This window comes from Phytohabitans maris, from assembly GCF_031085175.1.
GTDB classification, from domain to species: Bacteria; Actinomycetota; Actinomycetes; order Mycobacteriales; family Micromonosporaceae; genus Phytohabitans; species Phytohabitans maris.
Map to the genome: position 1 here is coordinate 71112 of NZ_JAVHUY010000041.1, position 22522 is coordinate 93633.

Here is a 22522-nt window from a genome sequence, read left to right on the forward strand (position 1 = left end):
TCAGGGAGGGCACCATGATCCAGGTCGCCGGCCTGTCGCAGACCTTCAAGGCCCGCACCGGCACCGTCGAGGCGCTCCGAAACATCAACCTGGAGATCGCCAACGGCGAGTTCCTGGCCGTGATCGGCCGTTCGGGCTGCGGCAAGTCCACCCTGCTGCGGCTGATCGCCGGCCTGCTCCGGCCGTCGGTGGGCGGCGTGCTGCTCGCCGGCGAGCAGGTCACCCGCCCGCGGCGCGACGTCGCCATGGTCTTCCAGCGCCCGGCGCTGCTGCCCTGGCGCACGGTCCTGGACAACGTGCTGCTGCCCATCGAGATCTTCCGCCTCAAGCGCTCCGAGCACCAGGACCACGCGATGCGGCTGCTGGCGATGACCGGCCTCACCGCCTTCGCCAACCGGCTGCCGCACGAGCTCTCCGGCGGCATGCAGCAGCGGGTCTCGCTCTGCCGCGCGCTGATCCAGCGGCCGAAGGTCATGCTGATGGACGAACCCTTCTCCGCGCTGGACGCCCTCACCCGCGAGGAGCTCGCCGTCGAGCTGCAGCGCATCCACATGGAGCTCGGCACGACCGTGGTCTTCGTGACCCACTCCATCCAGGAGGCGGTCCTGCTGGCCGACCGGGTCGCCGTCCTCAGCGCCCGCCCCGGCCGCCTGCGCCGGCTGGTCGACGTCGACATCCCCCGCCCCCGCTCCTTCGGCCACAACGCCCACCTGGAGCAGGTCGCCACCGTCTCCGCCGAGCTGCACCAGCTCCTGCTCCACAACGACGAACCCCAACAGCACACCCCCGAGCCCCGCCCGCCCCGCACCCGCACCCGGCGCGGCGTCCTCACCTAAACCCAGATCCGAGCTACCGCGACGCCCGCCGTGGTCCAGACCGTCGCTCCCGCCACGTCACCCTCCGCGTCACACGACCCAACCCACCCCCGCCCGCCACCGACGAGGGCTGAGCCCCTGGGGCGGCGTAGGCGATCTTGGTATTTCAGTGCCCCTATGGGGGCACCCAACTACCAAGATCTGCGGCGAACGACCCCGGTGCCCTGAGGCGGCTGCCTAAGGTCGCGGGACCCCGTCCCTGTCCGACCCGGAACAACCCGCGAGACGCTGACCCCAGATCTGGTCGGTTCGCGGGCGCGGACGCCCGTGGCCGGGCCGCTCGTCGCGGCGGGCTTGCCCACCGCGGGCCTTGCGGCCCCGGGGGTCTGGACCGCGGAGGGTGAGGCCGCGGGAATGCACCCCAAGAAAACGCTCCGCTGCGCTCCACGTTTCCCCGGGGGCCCGCGCGACGGTCTGGACCACGACGGACGTCGCGGTAGCTCGAATCTGTTTCCGGAAAAGATTGTCTGGTGTGGACGGTCATCTGGGCGCGGCGGGTCAGGGCGCGCAGAGCAGGCGGGCGGCGGCCCAGTCGCCGTGGTCGGCGCCGTTGCCGTTGCCGCCGTCGGTGATGCGCAGCTCCAGGCGGTCGCCGCCGGTCACGTCGGCGGTGATCGGCTCGGCGCCGGCGGCGCCGGTCAGGACGGGGGTGGCGGCGCGGCGTTCGCCGTCGACCCAGACCTCGAACGCGACCGAGCCGCTGGCGCCCATCTCGTCGTCGACACCCACGTCCGCGCGGAACGACGTGCAGCGCCCGCCGAGGTCGACCGCGATGCGGGAGGGGGCGTGGGCGCCGATGCCCTTGTCGTACACCTCGCCGCCGATCGCGATCGGGCGCCCGTCGCCGGCCGGCTGCTCGCCGTTGCTCATGTCCCGCTCGACCGGGCCCCACCCGCTCTCGGCCACCAGGAACGGCAGGTCGCTGACCCAGAGCCCGCCCGGCGGCAGCGGCGCCCGCACGGTCGCCGAGGTGTCCACCGTGGTCGGGAAGCCGTTGGTGGTGGCGCTGACCCGCGCGCTCAGCTCGTACCGCCCGGTGTCCGTGCCGCCCGGCGCGGTCACCGTGAAGACGGCCTTCTCCGGCGTGCCATAGGCGACGGTGCCGAGGTCGGCGGCGGCCGGCGTGACGGTCCAGCCCTCCGGCGCGGCCAGGGTCGCGGTGGTGCCGGTCGCGCCGCCGACGCACCGCGCCCCGACGGTCACGGTCACCTCGTGCGGCTCTCCCGGCGTGATCTGCTCGCCGGCGGCCACCGCCACGTCCGGCGGGCAGGGCGCCGGCGCCCGCGAGTCGGGTACCCCGCCGGCCCGCAGCTCGGCCGCCGTCAGCGGGCGGATGACCAGGGAGTACTCGTGGGCGCGGTTGGCCGGCACGCGAAACTCGTCGAGCACCGAGTTGGGTGTCTCCCCCATCCCGGTCTCGCCGGCCGCGGCGTGCAGCGTCACCCAGCCCTCGTTACGGACCAGGGGGAGCTGGAAGTCGTACTCGGCGCGGGCCAGCTCGTCGTACGGCGTCACGCTCACGTCGATGTCGCCGCCGACCAGCAGCCCTCGCCGTCCATCGTGGAGGGTGGCCCAGCGGGAGTCGGTGTGGTTGCCGTAGGCCTGCGGCCGGGAGTAGCGCACGTACTGCCCGTCGACCGTGTCCCGCCACACGCCGGTGAAGGCGCCGCTGGCCCGGTCGTTGTACGTCTCGTGTGGACCCCGGCCGTACCAGGCGAAGCGGTCCATCTCGTCGGGCACCTGGAGCCGCACGCCGACCCGGGGCAGGTACGGCAGCGCGCCCAGCCCGCTGCCGCCCGGCGTGACCCGGTGGTCGAGCGTGATCGTGCCGCGCCCGTCGATCCGGTACCGCAGCACCTGGTCGAACGCGAGCAGCCCGGGCTCGCCGGTCGCGGTGGCGCGCACCTCCACGACCGCCGCACCGGCCACCGTGGACGCCGAGACGCCGGTCACCGCCGTGCTGAGCCGGTCGAGCCCGAGCTCGTGCCACACCTCGCGGTCGGCGGTCCCCCACCCGTACGTCTCGTTGCTGGTCGGCGGCCGGTACACGTCCAGCTCCGGCCCGGTGCGCAGCAGCTCGCGGCCGCCGGCGGCCATCGAGCGGAGCGTGCCGGTGGCGGTGTCGAAGCGGTACGTCCAGCCGTCGCCGGCGACCACCACCGTGCGGTCGTCGCGGGTGAGCCGCGGCCCCTTCGCCGGTGCCGGCGGCAGCACGCCGGGCACCACCCGGCCGCCGGCGGCGAACTGGTCCCAGCCGTACCGGACGCCCTCCCGCCCGACCGCCTCGACGCGCAGCCAGCGCTGCCGGTCCTGCGGGTTCGGCGGTGCCTGGCCCACGTCGAGGCCGGCCGTGGCCCCGGGCGCCAGGCGCAGCCGCCGGCTTCCCGAGCGCAGGGTACGGTCCACCTCGACCAGCGACCACCGCACGGTCACGTCGAGCGTGCCGGCCGGCTGTTCGTTGTGGACGGTCACGGTGGAGCCGGCCGTGGCGAACCGGACCGGAGCGTGCGCCCAGGCCACCTCGACCGTCTCCGGCTGCCGGTACCGGTCGGTGCCGACCATCCCGTCCGTGCCGGAGAGGCTGATGCCGAGGCTGTCGAAGTCACCGCGCCGCTCGGCGCGCTCGAAGTCGAGGGCCAGCGCGGGGGTCGCCGAGGCGGAGGGCGGCACGGCGGCGCCGTAGACCCGTGCCGTGTCGATGGCGCCGCGGGCCAACCGGGTGTGCAGGTCGTCCTGCTGGGTCTGGGCGTTGCGGCCGACGTTCACCTCGTAGAGGCCGGGGTCGAGGGCACCGGTGCGGGGCGCGGTGGCGACCTCGGCGCCGTCGACGAAGAGCCGCAGCGCGGTGCCGTCGTAGACGCCGGTGACCCGGTGCCACGCGCCGTACCAGTCGGCCGGCACCGGCGCCGCGACCGCCGACCAGCCGTCGGTGGTGACGCCGAACTCCAGCGTGGTCCGGTCCCGCATCTGCAGCGCGTACGCCCGGCCCTTGGTGACGATCGGGAAGCTGCCGGCCCATTCCCCCGGCCGCACCCAGGCGTCGAGCGTCACGGCGGTACCGGTGAAGTCGAGCCGCGGGTCACGGAACGTGCTGACGAAGTCGTCCAGGCTGGACAGTTCGAGGTGTCCGGAGACGATGGAGGGTTTGCCGACCGCGAACGCCTGGATCCGGTTGGGCGACGAATCCGGGGTGAGGACCAGCGGCTGGCGCAGGTTGGCCTCGGCCCAGTCCCAGACGAAGCCACCCTGCAGCGACGGGTACCGGCGCACGAGCGCCCAGAACCGGTCGAAGTTGCCGACGCTGTTGCCCATCGCGTGGGCGTACTCGCCGAAGACGATCGGGCGGGTCGCGGTCCGGGCGATCGACTCCACATAGGACGGCGTCGGGTAGCGGGGTCCCCACACGTCGGCGTACGGCGCGTCGCCGTTCGGGCTGTTGGACTGGTGGTAAAGCAGCCGGGTCGGCTCGTTCGCGTCGGCCCAGGCGGCCATCGCGAAGTGCGCGGTGCCGAGCCCGGCCTCGTTGCCGGTGTCCCAAATGATCACGCTCGGGTGGTTCTTGTCCCGGGCCACCATCGCCTGGAACCGGTCGGCGAACGCGGCCTGCCACTCCGGCCGGGAGGCGAGGCAGTTGTCCGGGCAGCTTTCGTGGGAGTGGGTCTCGATGTCGACCTCGTCGGCCACCCAGAGCCCTTCCCGGTCGGCCAGGTCGTAGAGGTAGGGGTCGGACGGGTAGTGGGAGGTGCGTACGGCGTTGATGTGCATGCTCTTCATCAGCGCGACGTCGCGGCGCTGGGCGGCCCGGCTCAGGTGCCGGCCGGTGTCCGGGTCGGTCTCGGCGCGGTTGGTCCCCTTGATCAGGATCCGCTCGCCGTTGACCAGGATCTGGGCGTCGCGGACCTCGACCTCGCGAAAGCCGACCGCCTGCGCGGTGACGTGGGTGACCCGGCCGCCGGGGTCGAGCAGCTCCAGCACCAGCGCGTACAGGTGTGGCGCGTCGGCGCTCCACTTGGCCGGGTCGGTGACGGCGGCGGTCAGCGTGTCCCGCCCGGTCGTCGTGGCGACGGTACGGCCCCGCGGGTCGCGCAGCGTGCCCCGCACCGTGTAGCCGTCCGCGGCGCCGCCGAGCGAGAGCCGCGCGGTCAGCGTGGCGTCCCGGTACGCGGCGTCCAGGTCGGTCGTGACGTACGCGTCGCGCAGGTACGTCGCCGGCGTCGAGTAGAGCCAGACGTCCCGGAAGATGCCGCTGTACCGCCACTGGTCGACGTCCTCCAGGTAGGCGCCGGAGCCCCACCGGTGCACCTGCACGGCGACCCGGTTGGTGCCGGCGTGTACCGCCCCGGTGACGTCGAACTCGGCGGGCGTGTAGCCGCCCTGGTCGTACCCGATGTAGTGGCCGTTGACCCAGACGAAGTAGCCGCTGGTCACGCCCTCGAAGCGGAGCACCGTGCGGCGCCCGGACCAGGAGGGCGCGACCTCGAAGTCGCGCACGTACGCGCCGGTGGGGTTGACGTCGCGCGGTACCCGGGGCGGGTCGTCCGGCCAGATCTCCTCCGGGATGTTGCGAAACATCGGGTGGTCCAGGAAGTCGGACTGCCAGGTGTGCGGCACGGTGGCCGCCGGCCAGCCGGAGGCGTCGAAGTCCGCGGCGTGGAAGCCCGCCGGCACGTCCCGCGGGTGGTCGACGACGCGCAGCCGCCAGCCGCCGTCGAGCGTCGCGACCCACGGCGACCGTGCACTGTGCTCGGTGACGTCGGCGGCGGCGGTCCGCGCGTCCGGGTACGGGCGGAGCATCGCGTGCGGGGCCTCCTGCCCCTCGCCGGTCATGCCCGGGTCGTCGAGGTACCGGTAGACGTCGTCGACGGTGACCGGCCCCGGACCGGCCGGGGCGGCCGCCGCGGCCGGGAGCGCGCCCGGCCAGGCCAGCGCGAGGAGTGTGAGGGACGCGAGCAGGCGACGGGCTGGCACGGGACGGCCTCCCTATCCGGATCTGGCGCGGATCCGACGACTCACCCCTTCCTAACATCCAGCCATGTACATATTCAAGGAAAAGATCCGCTCCCCGGTGATCGAAGCTCCCCCCAAGTCGTTCTAGCGACTTGAGGGGAGCTTCGATCACGGGGACGTCTAGGCGGAGGCGGGGACGCGCTGCTTGGTCTCCGGCTCCGGGGCGGCGAACGTCGCGGTCTTCGGGGTGACCAGCGCGTGGATCAGGCCGAGCACCGCCAGGATGAGCAGCGCGGCGGCGGCGAGGTAGGCGACGGTGGCGAACTGGGCCGCCTTGGTGCCGAACTCGCTGAAGCCGTAAGAGGTCAGCAGCAGGCCGCGCAGCGTCTCACCCTTGAAGACGGTGTCCCGCTGCTGGTTCACCTGGGCGAGCTGGGTCTGCAGGTCGGCCAGGTTGGGGGCGTTGGTCTTCTCCGCCTCGGCGACCTGGGTGCGCAGCTGCGTCTGGGGCTCGCCCAGCTCGGCGTACGTCTTGCCGTCCGCAGTGGACTTCAGGTGCAGGCCGATGAAGTTGTTGGCGTAGCACTCGGCCTGCTTGCCGGTGGTCAGCTTCTGCCCGGCGTACTCGACCAGGCACGGCTGGGCCTTCTCCTCCTCGGTGAGCTCGGCGGCCGGCTTGAACGAGATGTTCTGCTGGCCGAGCTGGTCGGCGACGTAGTTCTTGGCGAAGTTGGCGTTGCTGGTCAGCACGAGGCCGGCGATCAGCAGCAGGGCAGCCAGAACCAGCCCGCCGACGCTGACCACGAGGTCCAGGGTCTTACGCTTCATGGGATCACTCCGTCGAATGTGGAGCTTGCCCGGCGGGCTCAGCTCGCGGCAGTACATTGACGAAATAGATGTTCGACGGTTGCGCTCCCCACCGGCAGAGAAGCAAGTCCCGCATCCGGCGGGACCATCGGTCCCCCTACGACGGGACCGCTCACCGGGGCCCGGACGGGCCGGCGGGGGGGGGGGGGGGCCGCCCGCGCCCCCGGGGGGGGGGGGGGGGGCCGCGCCGGGGGGGGGGGGGGGGGGGGGGGGGGGGGGGGGGGCGGCCCCCCCGGGGCCCGGGCGGGGCGGGGGGGCCGGGGGCCGTACCCCGGCCCCCCGCTGCGGGGTGGCTACGACAGACGCATGGTGGTGAGGCAGGTGGGGTCGTCGGGTCCGGTGGAGACGTCGGCGGTGGCCGTACGCCCGTCGTGGTCGACCCGCACGGTGGCGTCGATGCCGCTGGGCAGCCAGAACCCGGCGAAGCCACTGTCGAACGTCTGGACGTCCTGGTCGACCAGGGCCCGTCCGGTGGCCCGGTCGGTGACGGTCAGGTGCATCCGCTCGGTGGCCAGCTCACCGCGGCAGGTGGTGAGGCTGTGGTTGAAGCAGTCGTGGGTGCCGCCGACGTACGGCGCGATCGACAGATAGAACTGGCCGGCCGGCAGGTCCAGCGCCGTCGAGGCACCGGTCCGCGAGTCGGTGAGCAGCAGCTGCCCGGGGCGTACGGACGCCCGCAGGTCCCGCGCCCGGGCGTCGACCGGAGTGCTCTCGAGCCGGTCGATCACCTGCCGCGCGTCCAGCCCCTCCAGGTCGTACGCGGCGAGGACCGAACCGCCGGTCGTGGCCGGGGCCGGCTCGTCCGCGGCGGACCCGCATCCCGCCAGGGCCAGTGCCGCGGCCGCCGCGAGCACCAGGCCTTTCACCGTTCTCATACGTCGCTCAGCTCCTTGATCTCGGTTGTGGCGCCGTGCTTGCTGGCCGCGGCCACCAGCACCCGCACGGCCAGCTCACCGCCGACCGGGGCACTCACGGCTTCACGCACCGCAGGCGCCAGGCGGGTCGGCGGGTCGCGCGGCGTGCGCTTGCCACCGGGCGGCAGGCGGGTGCCGCGGGCTGGTCCAGGTGCGCGATGGCGGGGCGTTCGAGGGTCAGCGTCGCCACCCGGCGGGTCGCTGGCGCGGTCTGCGGTCTCATCACTGCCTCCCTCGTCCGGCGAACTGTCACCCCCAGCCTGCGCCGCCGGCCCGCCGGCTCCCAGGGTCGCCCGGACGCTCGGGTACGGGTCCAACGGCGCCCAACCGGCGGGCCATTGGCCCTGTTCGGCGTGACCGGGACGCGGCGACAGGCGCCCAGCGGGCTAGCAGGCGTTGAGCTCGACCGCCCAGCCGGAGGCGGCCGTGAACGTCGCGTGGAACGGGATGCCGGCGGCCAGGCGCGTCCGGCGACGCGGCCGCGACCGCTCGGCTGGTGAAGCATCGGTTCGCGTGACGACCTCCCCACGGCCGGTCAGGGCCGCGGGTACCGGTGGTGCAGTTGCAGCACCAGGAACCCGTCCGGCCCCACGTCCTGGATCGGGTGCTCGACCGCCACCGGGACGTGCAGGTACGACCCGGCCACCACCGGCCGGCCGCCGATGGTCGCGCGCCCCGCGAGCACCCAGATGTGGTGGTCCGCGATGTGGTGCGGGGGTCCTGGCGTCCGCGCCCCCGGCGCATACCGGATCAGGGCGTAGACCAGCTCCGCGTTGCCCCACAGCTGCTTTTCCCGGACCCCCGGGCAGCCCTCCACCGGCCGCCACGGGATCCGCTCGATGGCGGCGGGATCCAGCAGGCGCGTCGTGCGGTCAATGCCGTCGATGAGTGGTCCAGCCTCCGGTCGCATGTCCGCTCCTCGCTCGCGATACCGGCCTTCTCACACCACACCAGCCCTCCCGCCCCTTCCCGGTCAGGGGCTCTTGGCCCCCCGCGGGTGCCATCCGGCCCAAGGGCTTCCGATATACCCCGGCCCGCGCCAGCCGCGGACCGCATGCGCGGGTTCCCCGGGGACGTGGAGCGTCTTCTTGGGGTGCCTTCCCACGGCACCGCGACGGCCGGCGGCGACCTGGCGCTCGCCGACGCCCCCGGCCTCCGCTGCCGGCTCCACGACACAAGCCGGCTCCACGACACAAGCCCCCGGGCGAGCTCGCGCTGACGTCGCGGCCACCGCACACGGCGGGTGCCGGGAAGCTGCGCGGTCGCACGCACAGACGGGGCAGCTCCAGAGCTTCCCGCACAGACACATCCGCCCGCCCGGCGGCGAGGTGCTGAAGTGTCGGTCTCGGCGGCGGGTGGAGGCGGTCGGGGCCGGCGGCGCGGGCCCGGGCGACCAGCCAGCCCGTTCGCGCCGGCGAGCGCCCGCGCGGTGCGGGGGCTGTCCCCCGAGCGAGCTACCCGCAAGTGTCCACTGTGCGGTGACGATTGCGGCGGGCCGGATCCATAGCGTTCTACGTGTCGCGGCGCCCGGCCGCGCGCAGTCTCGCCAAGGAGTCGTCATGCGACTGTTGAAGCAGCTCGGAGCCGTCGCGGTGGTTGCCTTCGCCGGCCAGCTGGGGGTGGCGCTGGTGGAGGGGAACGCGGTCCTCACGCTCCTCCTCGGCATCGCGACGGCCGTGCTCGCCCTGTTCGCGTACCGGTGGGTGGTGCGGCGGACCGAGCGCCGCGCGCCGGTGGAGGCGGAGTGGGGCGGGGCCGCCGGCGGGGTGTCCCGCGGGGTGCTGATCGGGGCCGGGCTGTTCGCGGCCGTGATCGTAAATATCGCCTTCCTCGGTGGCTACCGCGTGGAGGGGTGGGGTTCGGTCTCCGGCGCGGTGGGACTGTTCGGTTTCATGGCCGCGGCCGCGGTGACCGAAGAGGTGATCTTCCGCGGTGTGCTGTTTCGGATCGTGGAGGGCTGGATCGGCACCTGGGCCGCGCTGTCGCTGACCGCGCTGGTGTTCGGCCTGTCGCACCTGTTCAACGAGAACGCCAGCCTGTGGGGCGCGATCGCCGTCGCGGTCGCGGGCGGCGGGATGCTCGTCTCCGCCTACGCCGCCACCCGCACCCTGTGGGTGCCGATCGGCCTGCACTTCGGCTGGAACTTCGCCCAGGCCGGCGTCTTCGGCACCCAGGTCTCCGGCAACGGCGAGTCGGAGGGGCTGCTGGAGGGCGTGACGTCCGGCTCGACCCTGCTCAGCGGCGGCGCGTTCGGACCGGAGGCGAGCCTGTACACGGTGGTGGCGGGTGTGCTGGTGACCACCGTGTTCATGGTGCTGGCCCGCCGGCGCGGCCACGTGGTGTCCCGCCGCCGGCGCCCCACCCCGGCCGTCGCGGCCCGCTAGGCTCGCCCGGTGTTCGATCTCCGGCGGCTCCCGGACCGGTGGCGGCGGTACGACGTCACCGTCCGGGATCTCCCGTTCGCGCTGCTGCTCGCCGCCGCGTCGTTCGTACCGTGGCTGAGCGGCTACGGCACGCAGGTCGGCAACCTGCCACAGCGCCCGTTCGACGCGCTCGCGGTCGCGGTGGTCGCCCTCGAGAGCCTCCCGCTCGCCCTGCGCCGCCGGTGGCCGGCCGCCTGCCTCGCCCTGGTGTCGGCCGGCTTCGCCGTCGACCAGCTCCGCGCCTACCACGCGGTCTCCGGGACCGCGCTGGCGATCGCGCTGCTCAGCGCCGGCGCCCACCAGGAACGCCACCGGATCACCACCGCCGTGCTGGTCTCCGTGGCGTACGTGCCGCTCGCGGTCGAGCTGGACCGGCGCGGATCGTCCGAAGGGGTCTCCGGGTTCGTCACGTTCTACCTGGCGCTGGTCATCGCCTGGGGCATCGGGGCGTGGCTGCGGCTGTCCCGGGCCGCCGAGGCCGAACGCCGCGACCACCTCGCCGAGACCACCCGCGTCGCCGAGCGCACCCGCATCGCCCGCGAGCTCCACGACGTGGTGACCCACCACGTGACGGCGATGGTGGTGCAGGCCGAGTCGGCGCGGTACCTGACCGCCGCCCCGGAACGCCTCGACCAGGCACTGACCGCGGTCACCGACACCGGCCGGCGGGCCATCGCCGACCTGCGTCACCTGCTCGACCTGCTCAACCCGGACCACGGCACCGAGCCGGTGGCGGCCTCGGTCGGCGAGCTCGACACGCTGGTGGAGCAGACCCGGCGGGCCGGCCAGCCGGTGGAGTTCACAGTGGAGGGTCACGCCGCGGGGACGACCGGCAGCGCCGAGGTCACCGCCTACCGGGTCGTGCAGGAGGCGCTGACCAACGCCCTCAAGTACGCGCACGGCAGCCGCACCGTGGTCCACGTGCGCCACGGGCCGAGGGACGTCACCGTGGAGGTGAGCACCGACGGCCCCGGTTCGCGCGCCGCCGCGCCGGGCGGCAGCGGGCGCGGCCTCACCGGGCTCCGCGAACGGGTCGGCGTGCTCGGCGGCGACTTCAGCGCGGGTGGGCGGCCGGGCGGCGGCTTCGTCGTGCGCGCCCGCATCCCCGCCGGGAGCCACGCGTGAGCGAGCCGATCCGGGTCCTGGTCTGCGACGACCAGGCGCTGATCCGCACCGGGTTCGTCACGATCATCGACGCCCAGCCCGATCTCGAAGTGGTCGGCGAGTGCGGCGACGGGCGCGCCGCGGTCGACCTCGCCGGCCGGCTCCGGCCGGACGTGGTGGTGATGGACGTGCGGATGCCGGTCCTCGACGGCATCGAGGCGACCCGCCGGCTGGCCGGCGCCGGCGTCGCGCATCCGGTCAAGGTGCTCGTCGTGACGACGTTCAACCTCGACGAGTACGTGTACGAGGCGCTGCGCGCGGGAGCCAGCGGCTTCCTGCTCAAGGACGCGCCGCCGGCCCAGCTGCTGCACGGCATCCGGACCGTCGCCACCGGCGCGGCGCTGCTGGCCCCCGAGGTGACCCGCCAGCTCGTCGGCCGGTACGCCGCGCGGATCCGCCCCGCCGAGGGCACGGCGGGCGACGTCCCGCTGACCCCGCGCGAGCTGGAGGTGCTCCGCCTGATCGCCGACGGCCTCTCCAACAGCGAGATCGCCGCCGCGCTGGTGATCAGCCACGAGACCGTCAAGACGTACGTGTCCCGCATCCTCACCAAGCTCGACCTGCGCGACCGGGTACAGGCGGTGGTCTACGCCTACCGCCGGGGCCTGGTCACGTGAGGCCGCCACGGTATGCCGCCCGGCCCGCCGCGGCGGATCGTTCCGCCTCCTCCACGGCCCTGGCGTGCCTGGTCATCGCGCGCAGCACCAGCAGCCCGGTGGCGATCACGACGAGGTAGCCGCCGAGGAGCACGCCGAAGGAGGCGAGCGACGCCTCGGCCTGGACGTGCGACTGTGCCGCGGACCAGTCGCCGCGCGGATGGTGCAGCGTCCGGTAGGCCGAGTCGACCGCCTTCGCCGCCGCCTGGGCGGCGGCCGGCACGGCACCGTCCCAGAGGCCGTGCAGGACCGCGACCAGGACGTACGTGCCGACCACCGCCGGGGTCAGCCGGAACCTGCCGTTCCGGGTCGCGGCGAACAGCACACCGCCGAGGATGGCGGTCCAGGTGATGTGCATGAACGGCGACAGCACCGCCCGGAAGACCTCGGTGCCGACCACCGCGCCGACGACGCCGGGCAGGTCGCGCAGCACGTTGGCCGTACTGCCGGTGAGCAGCCCGCGCATCGCGTAGAAGGTGGTCTCGAAGGTGGCGAACCCGGCGCCCACCGCGGCGCCCAGGTAGATCCCGGCCCGCATCGAGCGCGCGGCGACCCGACGGGCCACCCAGATCAGCGCCACGGCCTTCGCCGCCTCCTCGACGAAGCCGGCGAGCAGCAGCGCCCCGCCGCTGCCGAGCAGGCGCTCGACCTCGGCGTCGAAGACACCGCCGAGCAGGATGCCGACGGTACCGCCGATGAGGAACGCGTAGAAGAGGTCGTCGAGGGTGAGGCCGGTACCGGCACGGCGCTCCCCGTTGCGCAGCACCACGCTCAGCGGCACGGTGCCGGCACCGATGATCGCGATCGCGGGCAGCAGCGCGACGTTGTGCGTGAGCAGCAGGGCGGCGAGCATCAACACCCAGATCACCGCGCCGCCGAGCAGGACGCCCTTCCACCGGAACGGGCCGCGGTCCGGACGCTCCGCCGTGGTGGCCGCCGCCGGGCCGGCCTCGGCGTGGACGAGATTGTCGTGCATCGCGATGCTCCTCTCACCCGACACACACCAAGATCAGGCTAGCCGGCTTTCCCCACAGATGATGAAAGAACAGCCCAAAAAGGGCGCACACTGCCGCCCGGCTACGATCTCACCTGGGCTTTCAGCCGAATGCCCAGGACTGAAACGGACATCATGGCCAGCCACGAAAAGATCCGCGCCCTGCTCCTGGAGAGCATCCATCCCGACGCCGTGTCCCGGCTGCACGCCGCCGGCTGCGTCGTCGAGACCGTTTCCAGCGCGCTCGACGAAGACGAGCTGATCGAGCGGGTCCAGGGCGTCCAGCTGCTCGGGGTGCGGTCCAAGACCCGGGTGACGGCGCGGGTGCTGGAGGCCGGTTCGCAGCTGCTCGGCGTCGGCGCGTTCTGCATCGGCACCGACCAGATCGACCTGGCCGCCGCCGCGCGGGACGGAGTCGCGGTCTTCAACGCGCCGTTCTCCAACACCCGCAGCGTGGTCGAGCTGGCGCTGGCCGAGATCATCATGCTCGCCCGCCGCGCGGTCGAGAAGAACACCGCGATGCACGCCGGCGTGTGGGACAAGGCCGCCACCGGCAGCCACGAGGTCCGCGGGCGGACGCTCGGCATCGTCGGGTACGGCAACATCGGCACCCAGCTGTCCGTGCTGGCCGAGGCCCTGGGCATGCGGGTGTACTTCTACGACACGGCCGACAAGCTCGCGCTGGGCAACGCCAAGCGCTGCGACACCCTCGACGAGCTCCTCGAAGTGGCCGAGACGGTCACCCTGCACGTCGACGGCCGCCCCGGCAACAGCGGCTTCTTCGGCGAGGAGCAGTTCGCCCGGATGCGCCCGCGCAGCCTGTTCCTCAACCTGTCCCGCGGCTTCGTGATCGACTACCCGGCGCTGCGCCGGCACCTGGAGAGCGGGCACATCGCCGGCGCCGCGATCGACGTGTTCGCGCAGGAGCCGAAGGGGCGCGGCGACGAGTTCCGGTCGGAGCTGCGCGGCCTGCCCAACGTGATCCTCACCCCGCACATCGGTGGCTCGACCGAGGAGGCGCAGGCCGACATCGGCGGGTTCGTCGCCAACAAGCTGGCCCAGTACGTCAGCGAGGGCAACACCACGCTGAGCGTCAACCTGCCGACAATCGCGCTGCCGCAGCCGCCGCTGACCCACCGGATCGCCCACGTGCACCACAACACCCCGGGCGTACTGGCGCAGGTCAACAGCATCCTGGCCGACCACGCGGTCAACGTCGAGGGGCAGCTGCTCTCCACCCGCGGCGAGTACGGCTACCTGCTGACCGACATCGGCGTGGACTACCCCGACGACGTGCTCGCCCGGCTGCGCGAGATGGAGCAGACCATCCGCCTGCGCGTCCTTTCATGACAGAGCCTTTCGTGACCGAGCTGGAAGACGCGCTCCGGGCTGTCGTGGGCGCGACGCACGTGCTCGTCGACGGCGACCTGCGCGCGCCGTACGAGACCGACTGGACCCGCCGCTTCACCGGCCGCGCCCGCTGCGTCGTACGGCCGGGCGACACCGGCGAGGTGGCCGCCGTGGTACGGGCCTGCGCCGCGGCCGGGGCGCCGATCGTGGTCCAGGGCGGCAACACCGGGCTGGTCGGCGCGGGCGTACCGGCCGGCGGCGAGGTGCTGGTCAGCCTCGCCCGGCTGGACCGGGTCGAGCCGGTGGACGCGGTCGAGGCCCAGGTGACGGTCGACGCCGGCGTGACGCTGGAGCGGCTGCAGGGGCACGCCCGCGCGGCCGGGCTCGACTTCGGCGTCGACCTGGCCGCCCGCTCGGCCGCCACGGTCGGCGGGATGGTCGCCACCAACGCCGGCGGCATCCGGGTGCTGCGGTACGGCAGCATGCGCGCGCAGGTCGCCGGCTTGGAGGCGGTACTGGCCGACGGCACGGTGCTGGCCCGGCTGGGCGGGCTCGCCAAGGACAACACCGGCTACGACCTGACCCAGCTGCTCGCCGGCAGCGAAGGCACCCTCGCCGTCGTGACCCGGGTCCGCCTGCGTCTCGTACCCCTGCTGCCGGCGCGGGCGGTGGCCCTGGTCGCGGTGGCCGGGACGGACGGGGCACTGGATCTGCTCGCGGCGGCGCGGGAGCTTCCCGCGCTGTCGGCCGCGGAGGTCTTCTACCCGGACGGCCTCGACCTGGTCCGCTCGTACGCGCGGCTGCCGGCGCCGTTCGGCGAGCCCGCCGGGGCCTACGTGGTGCTGGAGTGCGCGGCGCGGACCGACCCGACCGACGGCGTGCTGGAGATCCTCGCCGGCTGCGACGCGGTCGTCGACGCCACGGTGGCGTCGGACCGGGCCGGGCTCGACCGCCTCTGGTCGTACCGGGAGGCGCACACCGAGGCGATCGGCGCCGCCGGCGTACCGACCAAGCTCGACGTCTGCGTCCCCCTGGGTGAGCTCTCCGCGTTCGTCGCGGAGCTGCCCGGCGCGGTGGCGGCGGTGGCGCCCGCCGCCCGGGCGATCGTTTTCGGACACCTCAACGAGGGCAACCTCCACGTGAACGTGCTGGACGCGGGCGAGCGGGCCGAAGAGGTCACCGACGCGGTGCTCCGCCTCGTCGCGGCGCACCGCGGCAGCATCAGCTCCGAACACGGCGTCGGCCGGGCGAAGGCGCCCTGGCTGCCGCTGTCCCGCACGCCCCAGGAGATCGAGGCGATGCGCCGGATCAAGGCCGCGCTCGACCCGGCCGGCCTGCTCAACCCCGGCGTCCTCCTGCCGGCGTAGCCGCGGCCCCGGCGCGGTGCGGCGCCGCGCCAGGTAGCCTGCGCCGGTGCGCTGGGAGCGGGACGGGTGGGCGCGGCGGTGGAACGCCGAGCGCCTGGTCGCCGGCGTCGAGGAGGTGCTGCGTTCCTGGCCCCTCGATCCGGCGCGGGCCGCCGGCGAGCTCGACCGGCTGCTGCGGGCCGCCACGCCGGACGCCGTCGCCGTCCTGGAGGGCGCCTACCGGGGCCGCCGCCGCACGCTCGCCCCGGTGCTCGGCGCCGGCGCGCTGACCGGGGACTTCGGCCGGTCCGCCGAGGCGGTGGCGGCGCTGGCGACCTTCGACCGGTCCGGATACCTGCGCGAGGCCGGCGTGCGGTGGCTGGCCGGCCGGGCCGGGCCGTTCGCGCTGCCGTACCTGCTGTTGCGGCTCAACGACCCGGTCGACCCGGTGCGCCGGCGGGCCGTCGCGGCGGTGCGGGCCCGGCTCACCGCCGGCAGCGCCACCGCACTGGTACCGCTGCTGCCGCTGGTCGAGGGGCTGGGCGCGCGCCGCCGCGCCGGCCCGGTCGCCCGCGCGATCGGCGAACTGCTCGTCGCGGGTGACCCGGCGGGGCGGGCCGCCCTCTGGACCGGGGCCCGGGGCGGCGACCCGGCCGTGGCCGCGGCCTGCCTGCGCCTGCTCGCCACGGTCGAGCCGGCCGCCGCCGCCGAGCACGCGGTCCGCACCGGCGACCCGCCGCTGCGGCTCTGGGCCGCCGCCGTGGCGACCGCGCCGAGCCTGGACCCGGCCGCGCGCCATCACCTGCTGGCCTTGTTGGAATCGGACACCAACCCGCGTATCCGGTGGCGGGTGCTGCGCGCCCGGGCCCGCCGCCCGGACGGCGAACCGTACCTGCGCCGCGCCCTGCTCGACCCCGACGCCCGGGTGCGCTACCTGGCCCGCGCCGGCCTGCGCGCCCTCGGCCACACCGGCTCCGCCGACCTGTACCGCCGGACGCTCGCCGGCGCCGGCGGCACTCCGGCCACGACCGTCGGCGCGCTGGCCGGGCTGGCCGACATGGGTACCCGCGAGGACGCCGGCCGGGTCGTCCGCTTCCTGGAGCATCCGAACGCGCGGGTCCGCGGCGAGGCGTGGCGGGCGCTGGCCGCCCTCGACCCGGAGGCCTTCGCCGCCCGCGCCGACCGGCTCCGCGCCGACCCGAGCGGCAAGGTCCGGCGGCTCCGTCCCGCCGGCGGCCCCGGCTGACCGCCGGCACCACCTACCGCTGAACGCACCGGCCGGGCCCCGCACCGGGGCCCGGCCGCCGGCTGACGGCTACCGCGGCGCCGGCGCCCCCGGGTACGCCTCGGCGGAGCGGGCGGTCAGCCGGGTCACCGCGTCCGCGGCCCGGGTGAGCTCGCCCAGCGCGGCCTGGCGCCGGCCGGTGAGCTCGCCGGCCTCGCGCTGGCGGCTGCCGCGGCGCTGCTCGGCCGCGCGCATGCCGGCCCGGTGCGCGTCCACCCGGAGCCGCCGGGTGACGGCGGCGAGCAGCGGCACCGCGACGCCGAGCACCACGAGCGTCACCACGAACGCCGGCAGGAGCACCGCGTCGGCCGCCTCCTGGCCGCGCCGCCCGGCCTGGATCATCCCGGCCACGCAGGGTGCGACGAACGCGACGACCGCCGCGCCGATCAACCAGCCGCGCAGCGGGATCCGCTTGCTCCTGATCGACGACACCTTGCCGTTGAGCTGGTGGATGCGGCCGCTGTCGGCCCCCATCGCCTCGGTGAGCCGCCGCTCGTCGGCGGTCGGCCGCTCGACCACCTGGCGCGCGCCGGCCAGGTGCGGCGTGAGCCCGCGCAGCGCGTCGAAGCCGTCCAGGATGCCGGCGGCGCGGCCGGGGCTGACCTGGGGTACCGAGCCGTACGGGCGGGCGCCGGCGATCGCCCGGACCGCCGCGTCGATGGCCGACCGCTGCTCGGCCCGGACCGAGGTCACCACCGGGGCGGCGAACGGCAGCGCCTGCCAGGCGGCGTCGGCGGCGAGCGTCGGGTCCAGCCGTACCGCCCGGCGGAGCAGGTCGGCGGAGCGGAACCGCAGCGCGGCCGAGAAGGCGATCTCCGGCGAGCCGGGCAGCGCTTCGGTGGCCCAGCGCAGCAGCTCGTCGCTCTTGGCCCGGCGGCCCAGGTGGTCGTTGACGACGACCGCGTGCTGCACGGCCTGCACGGCGAGCCCGGGCTCGGCCGGTACCGCGTACCGCGCCGCCTTCTCGAACGACTCGGCCGCCTCGGCGTGGCTGCCCGCCGACCCCCGGCCGCCGGACATGCCGAGGATCGCCAGGCCCCGCCCGAGGTGCGCGGTCGGCTGGTCCCAGTTGATCGCGATCGACTTGTCGAAGTCGCCGATCGCCTCCCGCCAGAGCCCGCGGCCGGCCGCCGAGACCGCCCGCCGCTGCAGCTCGGCCGCCTCGGTGGCGCGCGGGGAGCGGAGCACGTTCAGGATGTCCTGCTGGGTCGCGATCAGCGCGCCGAGCAGGTAGTTGGTGTGGTCGGCCTGGGCGGAGAGCGTCCGCAGCCCTTCCAGGGTCTCCCGGGCGGCCCGCTGGGCGTTGTGGTCCATGTCCCGGATGGCGTCGTCGAGCAGGTGGGTCGCCTCGCGCAACGCGTCCGTACCGGCGGCGAGGTAGCGCAGGTCGCGGAGCGTCTCCCGGCGGAACTCCTCCGGTTTGACATCGAACAGCACTGCCGCGTTTCCCCCGTTTCGAGCCGATGGGTGTAGATCACCATGATCACGTCTGGGAGCCCGCCGGCGGGACCGCTGATCTGGCGGACTTCGCCGTCCGTTCAGCGCCGCGCCGGCACTCCAACGTGTGAGGCCCTTGCCAAGCGGCCCGGCGTCGGCCAGGTTACGTTCGAGTAGCCGTTCACCCTGGGGAGGTCGACGTGGACCGGCGAAGCGGCGCCCGGAGGTGGCGCGACCCCAAGCGGTACGCCTGGCCGCTGGCGCTGCTGGTGCCCGCGCTGCCGTTCGCCGGGTTCGCCGTGTGGTGGGCGACCGGCGGGGTCGGCTGGGCCTGGTGGATCGCGCCGGTCGTCGTGTTCGGCGCCATCCCCGCCGTCGACGTGCTCCTCGGCGACGACCCCCGCAACCCGCCGGAGGAGGTGGCCGGCCGGCTCCAGCGGGTCCGGTACTACCGCTGGATCACCTACCTGTACCTGCCCGCCCAGTACGCGGGACTGGCGCTGTGCTGCGCGGTCTGGGTCCGCGGCGACCTGGGCGTGGTGGGCGTGGCCGGCCTGGTGCTCACCACCGGGATCGTCAACGGCATCGCCATCAACACCGCCCACGAGCTCGGGCACAAGCGCGAGGCGGTGGAGCGGTGGCTGTCGAAGGTCGCGCTGGCCCCCACCGGCTACGGGCACTTCTACGTCGAGCACAACCGCGGCCACCACGTGCGGGTCGCCACCCCCGAAGACCCGGCCAGCGCCCGGCTGGGCGAGAGCTTCTGGGCGTTCTGGCCGCGTACCGTCCTGGGCAGCCTCGTCTCGGCCTGGCGGCTGGAGACCGCGCGCTTCCGGTTGCGGTCGCGCACGCCGTGGACCTGGCGAAACAACGTGCTGAACGCGTGGGCGATGACGGCCGTGCTGGTCGGTGGGCTGGTCGCCGCGTTCGGGGTACGGGTGCTGCCGTTCCTGCTGCTGCAGGCGGTCGTCGGCTTCTCGCTGCTGGAGGTGGTCAACTACCTCGAGCACTACGGCCTGCGCCGGCAGCGCAACGCGGCCGGCCGGTACGAGAAGGTGGACCCGCGGCACAGCTGGAACAGCGACCGCGTCGTCACCAACGTCTTCCTCTTCCAGCTCCAGCGACACAGCGACCACCACGCCAACCCGCTGCGGCGCTACCAGACGCTGCGCAGCTTCGACCAGTCCCCGCAGCTCCCGGCCGGGTACGCCACCATGGTCGTGACGGCCCTGGTCACCCCGCTGTGGCGGCGCCTCATGGACCCGCGGGTGGTCGCCCACTACGGCGGCGACCTGTCCCTGGCCAACCTCCACCCACCCGCCACCCGGCGGCTGCGCGCACGCTACGGCCGTTCATCCACTCTGGACGCCGCTACGCGGCGACCGTCCACATCGGGCATCGCCACACCGGCTCCTGGCCCCTGATAGGGTTCGTGCCCGTGCGTTCGCAATCGACCGAAAGCGCAACGACCGAGCATGTCAATCGCGTAGCGGACTACTACGACGCAAACACCCGGCGCTTCCTGCGCTTCGGCGAGAGCTCCAGCAACGACGCCATCCACCGTGGACTGTGGACGCCGGGCGTCACGAACCCGACCGAGGCCGCGGACGCCGTCAACCGCTTGGTGGTCGAGCGCCTGAGCGGCCAGGTGCCGGCCGGCGAGGGGCGAGTGCTCGATCTTGGCTGCGGTGTGGGCGCGACGGTGGTCCGGCTGGCTCGGGCGATGGACGCCCAGGTGACCGGCGTGACGATCAGCCGGGTGCAGGCCGAGATCGCCGAGAAGCGGCTGGCGGCCGAAGGGCTGGCCGATCGCTGTCAGGTCGTCCAGGGCGACTTCGCCCGGCTTCCCGCCGAGCCGCGCTACCACGCGATGGTCGCCATCGAGTCGGTGGTACACGCGCCGTCGCTGGCGGAGCTGATCTCGTCGCTGGCCGCACGCCTGCTTCCGGGCGGCCGCCTGGTCCTGTGCGACGACTGGATGACCGGCAAGGATCGCGGGCTTCCGGCCCGCGAGCGCTGCCTGGGCCGGTTTCGCGCCGGCTGGCGCATCGGCAGCCTGCACACCGTGGCGGAGTTCGCCGCCATGGGCGAGTCCGCGGGCCTGCGGCTGCTCGAAGACCTGGACCTCACCGCCTACCTGCGCCTGGGACGCCCGCGGGACCGGGCGATCGACCTGGTCCTGGCCGCTGCGGGCACGCTGCCCGGGCTGCGCGGCCGGCTGGTCGAGATGCCCTTCTGGGCCAACCTGATCGGTGGCTCGGCGTTGCAGGCGGGGCTGTCGCGGCGCTGGCTGGAGTACCGCCTGCTGGTGCTCGAACGGGTCTGACCCCCCGCCAGCCCGGCGCGCTCGGGCCGCCCGCCGCCGGGCACGCCACCGCCGGCCCCGCACGCCGTCGCGCCGGCCTTGGCCGGCCGGGCGCCGCCGCGCGGACCGGCGTGGAGATCGGCCCACGGCGGAGATCGTGGTACGGACCGGCCCACGCAGGACTCTGCTGGCGAATTTGTGGCGTGTCTGCGGGTGCTGGTCTTGGTGCTGGTCCAGGATTGCGGGTCTGGTCTGGTGTCGATTGTGGATGGTGGCGTGGTGTCGCTGCGGCCTGGTGAGGATCGTGGGGTTCCGGAGCAGACCGCGCGGCTGGCTCGGGCTGCGTTCCGGCGGGGGAATGTGTACCTGCGGATGCGTGATGAGCTGCGGGTTCGTTTTGATGATCGCGAGTTTGGGGAGTTGTTCGCGGTGCGGGGTCGGCCCGGGCTGTCGCCGGCGCGGCTGGCGTTGGTGTCGGTGTTGCAGTTCATGGAGAACCTGACCGATCGGCAGGCTGCTGACATGGTCCGGGGCCGGATCGACTGGAAGTACCTGCTCGGTCTGGAGTTGGACGATGCCGGGTTCGACGCCTCGGTGTTGAGTGAGTTCCGGTCCCGGCTGGTCGATGCGGACGCCGCCGAACGGTTGATCTTCGATCGGGTGTTGGGCATCCTGCGCGAGGCGGGCATGTTGGGCGGGGCCCGTCGTCAGCGCAGCGACTCGACGCATGTGCTGGCCGCGGTCCGGTCGTTGAACCGCCTGGAACTGGTTGGTGAGACGCTGCGGGCGGCGTTGGAGGCCCTCGCGGGGGTGGCCGGGCCGTGGTTGGCGGGCTGGGTGCCGACCGATTGGTATGAGCGGTACGGGCCCCGGATCGACCAGTGGCGGCTACCCAAGAGCGAGACCGAACGTGTCACCCTCACACAAACCATCGCCGAGGATGGATACACGCTGGCCGGAGCGTTGTCCCGGCCGGACGCGCCTGCCTGGGCGGCGGAACTGTCGGCCGTGCAGACCCTACGGACCGTGTGGATCCAGCAGTTCTACCGCGACGAGCGCGGGGCGCGGCTGCGTGAGCCGAAGGAGGACGGGTTAGCCCCCGCCGCCGACAGGATCGTCTCTGCGTATGACACCGACGCCCGGTACGGGATGAAACGCGGGCACGGTTGGGAGGGTTACAAGGTCCACCTCTGCGAGACCTGCACCGACGACCACCCGCACCTGATCACCGCCGTGCTGACCACCGCCGCCACCGTCTGCGACGTGCAGGTCACCGACCAGATCCACCAAGCCCAGGCGGCCCGGGACCTGACCCCGGACGAACATCTGGTCGACGCCGGCTACATCGACGCCGAACTACTCATCACCGCCCGCCGTAACCACGGCATCACCCTGACCGGCCCGGTCCTGCCCGACGCCTCCTGGCAAGCCCACACCGACGGCGGCCACACCCTGCCCACCTTCACCATCGACTGGGACCAGCAGCAGGCCACCTGCCCAGCCGGCGCCACCAGCATCAGCTGGAAACAACACCCCAGCCAACCCGGCAAGACCACCGTGCTGTTCTCCCGCACCGACTGCATGCCCTGCCCCGACCGGCCCAAATGCACCCGCAACACCTCAGGGGCGCGCAGCATCAGCCTCGCCCCCCGCGAACAACAACAAGCCCTCACCCAAGCCCGCACCGACCAACAAACCACCACCTGGCAGCGCCGCTACGCCACCCGCGCCGGCGTCGAAGGCACCATCTCCCAAGCCGTCCGCGCCTACCGACTACGCCGAACCCGCTACACCGGACAACCCAAAACCCACCTAAACAGCCTCCTCACCGCCACCGCCATCAACATCGCCCGCGCCGACGCCTGGATCACCGGCCACCCACTCCACCCAACCCGCCACAGCCGCTTCGCCCAACTCCAATACGACCTCGCCGCCTAACACCAATTCGCCAGCAGAGTC

Annotated in this window: 17 protein-coding genes; 10 read left to right on the forward strand and 7 right to left on the reverse strand. The window is 73.8% G+C overall.

Annotation, left to right across the window (positions count from 1 at the left end):
• Positions 1-14: 14 nt before the first annotated feature.
• The gene (locus RB614_RS33330; protein WP_308716693.1) at positions 15-836 is read left to right on the forward strand and encodes an ABC transporter ATP-binding protein; all 822 of its coding nucleotides are present in this window, start codon (positions 15-17) and stop codon (positions 834-836) included.
• 537 nt (positions 837-1373) lie between these two features.
• Here the strand turns inward: RB614_RS33330 and RB614_RS33335 are convergent.
• The 5 genes from RB614_RS33335 to RB614_RS33355 all read right to left on the reverse strand — a co-directional run bounded on the left by RB614_RS33335 (position 1374) and on the right by RB614_RS33355 (position 8513).
• Complete coding sequence (locus RB614_RS33335) at positions 1374-5843, reverse strand: glycoside hydrolase family 2 TIM barrel-domain containing protein (RefSeq protein WP_308716677.1); 4470 nt, start codon at positions 5841-5843, stop codon at positions 1374-1376.
• Positions 5844-6002: 159 nt separating this feature from the next.
• Positions 6003-6650, reverse strand: a complete 648-nt coding sequence (locus tag RB614_RS33340) for a hypothetical protein (RefSeq protein WP_308716678.1) — start codon at positions 6648-6650, stop codon at positions 6003-6005.
• Between the two features lie 332 nt (positions 6651-6982).
• Positions 6983-7564, reverse strand: coding sequence for a CueP family metal-binding protein (locus RB614_RS33345; protein WP_308716679.1), 582 nt, complete (start codon positions 7562-7564; stop codon positions 6983-6985).
• Positions 7565-7658: 94 nt separating this feature from the next.
• Entirely contained in the window at positions 7659-7826 is a 168-nt protein-coding gene (locus tag RB614_RS33350; protein WP_308716680.1) for a hypothetical protein, read from the reverse strand.
• Positions 7827-8138: 312 nt separating this feature from the next.
• A complete protein-coding gene (locus RB614_RS33355; protein WP_308716681.1) occupies positions 8139-8513 on the reverse strand; it encodes a cupin domain-containing protein in 375 nt (124 codons plus the stop codon).
• A gap of 649 nt (positions 8514-9162) precedes the next feature.
• Between RB614_RS33355 and RB614_RS33360 the strand changes: the two genes are divergently transcribed.
• The 3 genes from RB614_RS33360 to RB614_RS33370 are packed head-to-tail and all read left to right on the forward strand — an operon-like array spanning position 9163 to position 11807.
• Positions 9163-9987: a CPBP family intramembrane glutamic endopeptidase gene (locus RB614_RS33360; protein WP_308716682.1), complete on the forward strand. Its 825-nt coding sequence runs from the start codon at positions 9163-9165 to the stop codon at positions 9985-9987.
• Between the two features lie 9 nt (positions 9988-9996).
• Positions 9997-11151, forward strand: a complete 1155-nt coding sequence (locus tag RB614_RS33365; protein WP_308716683.1) for a sensor histidine kinase — start codon at positions 9997-9999, stop codon at positions 11149-11151.
• The gene (locus RB614_RS33370) at positions 11148-11807 is read left to right on the forward strand and encodes a response regulator (RefSeq protein ID WP_308716684.1); all 660 of its coding nucleotides are present in this window, start codon (positions 11148-11150) and stop codon (positions 11805-11807) included. The genes RB614_RS33365 and RB614_RS33370 overlap by 4 nt, the downstream gene beginning before the upstream one ends.
• Here RB614_RS33370 and RB614_RS33375 read toward each other — a convergent pair.
• Positions 11800-12822, reverse strand: a complete 1023-nt coding sequence (locus RB614_RS33375; RefSeq protein WP_308716685.1) for a PrsW family intramembrane metalloprotease — start codon at positions 12820-12822, stop codon at positions 11800-11802. The two genes, RB614_RS33370 and RB614_RS33375, sit on opposite strands and share 8 nt — an antisense overlap.
• Before the next feature lie 129 nt (positions 12823-12951).
• Between RB614_RS33375 and serA the strand changes: the two genes are divergently transcribed.
• From serA to RB614_RS33390, 3 genes are read left to right on the forward strand one after another with little or no spacing between them, the layout of a single operon-like run.
• Entirely contained in the window at positions 12952-14190 is a 1239-nt protein-coding gene (gene serA, locus RB614_RS33380; protein WP_308716686.1) for a phosphoglycerate dehydrogenase, read from the forward strand.
• On the forward strand, positions 14187-15557 hold the full coding sequence (locus tag RB614_RS33385) for an FAD-binding oxidoreductase (RefSeq protein WP_308716687.1): 1371 nt from the start codon (positions 14187-14189) through the stop codon (positions 15555-15557). The genes serA and RB614_RS33385 overlap by 4 nt, the downstream gene beginning before the upstream one ends.
• A 46-nt stretch (positions 15558-15603) precedes the next feature.
• Positions 15604-16782 carry a hypothetical protein gene (locus RB614_RS33390; protein ID WP_308716688.1) on the forward strand — a complete coding sequence of 393 codons (1179 nt, stop codon included), beginning with the start codon at positions 15604-15606 and terminating at the stop codon, positions 16780-16782.
• A gap of 69 nt (positions 16783-16851) precedes the next feature.
• Here RB614_RS33390 and RB614_RS33395 read toward each other — a convergent pair whose 3' ends face one another.
• Positions 16852-18258: a hypothetical protein gene (locus tag RB614_RS33395; RefSeq protein ID WP_308716689.1), complete on the reverse strand. Its 1407-nt coding sequence runs from the start codon at positions 18256-18258 to the stop codon at positions 16852-16854.
• Between the two features lie 200 nt (positions 18259-18458).
• Between RB614_RS33395 and RB614_RS33400 the strand changes: the two genes are divergently transcribed.
• From RB614_RS33400 to RB614_RS33410, 3 genes are all read left to right on the forward strand, one after another.
• Positions 18459-19682 (forward strand): alkane 1-monooxygenase, encoded by a 1224-nt coding sequence (locus RB614_RS33400; protein ID WP_308716690.1) that lies wholly within the window; start codon positions 18459-18461, stop codon positions 19680-19682.
• Between the two features lie 14 nt (positions 19683-19696).
• Positions 19697-20584 (forward strand): SAM-dependent methyltransferase, encoded by an 888-nt coding sequence (locus RB614_RS33405; RefSeq protein ID WP_308716691.1) that lies wholly within the window; start codon positions 19697-19699, stop codon positions 20582-20584.
• 78 nt (positions 20585-20662) lie between these two features.
• A complete protein-coding gene (locus tag RB614_RS33410) occupies positions 20663-22501 on the forward strand; it encodes an IS1182 family transposase (RefSeq protein WP_308716692.1) in 1839 nt (612 codons plus the stop codon).
• Positions 22502-22522: the final 21 nt, after the last annotated feature.

Coding starts and splice junctions, on each gene's coding strand:
- RB614_RS33330 (WP_308716693.1), top strand. CDS start 15: ATGATCCAGGTCGCCGGCCTGTCGCAGACCTTCAAGGCCCGCACCGGC.
- RB614_RS33340 (WP_308716678.1), bottom strand. CDS start 6,650: ATGAAGCGTAAGACCCTGGACCTCGTGGTCAGCGTCGGCGGGCTGGTT.
- RB614_RS33345 (WP_308716679.1), bottom strand. CDS start 7,564: ATGAGAACGGTGAAAGGCCTGGTGCTCGCGGCGGCCGCGGCACTGGCC.
- RB614_RS33350 (WP_308716680.1), bottom strand. CDS start 7,826: ATGAGACCGCAGACCGCGCCAGCGACCCGCCGGGTGGCGACGCTGACC.
- RB614_RS33355 (WP_308716681.1), bottom strand. CDS start 8,513: ATGCGACCGGAGGCTGGACCACTCATCGACGGCATTGACCGCACGACG.
- RB614_RS33360 (WP_308716682.1), top strand. CDS start 9,163: ATGCGACTGTTGAAGCAGCTCGGAGCCGTCGCGGTGGTTGCCTTCGCC.
- RB614_RS33375 (WP_308716685.1), bottom strand. CDS start 12,822: ATGCACGACAATCTCGTCCACGCCGAGGCCGGCCCGGCGGCGGCCACC.
- serA (WP_308716686.1), top strand. CDS start 12,952: ATGCCCAGGACTGAAACGGACATCATGGCCAGCCACGAAAAGATCCGC.
- RB614_RS33385 (WP_308716687.1), top strand. CDS start 14,187: ATGACAGAGCCTTTCGTGACCGAGCTGGAAGACGCGCTCCGGGCTGTC.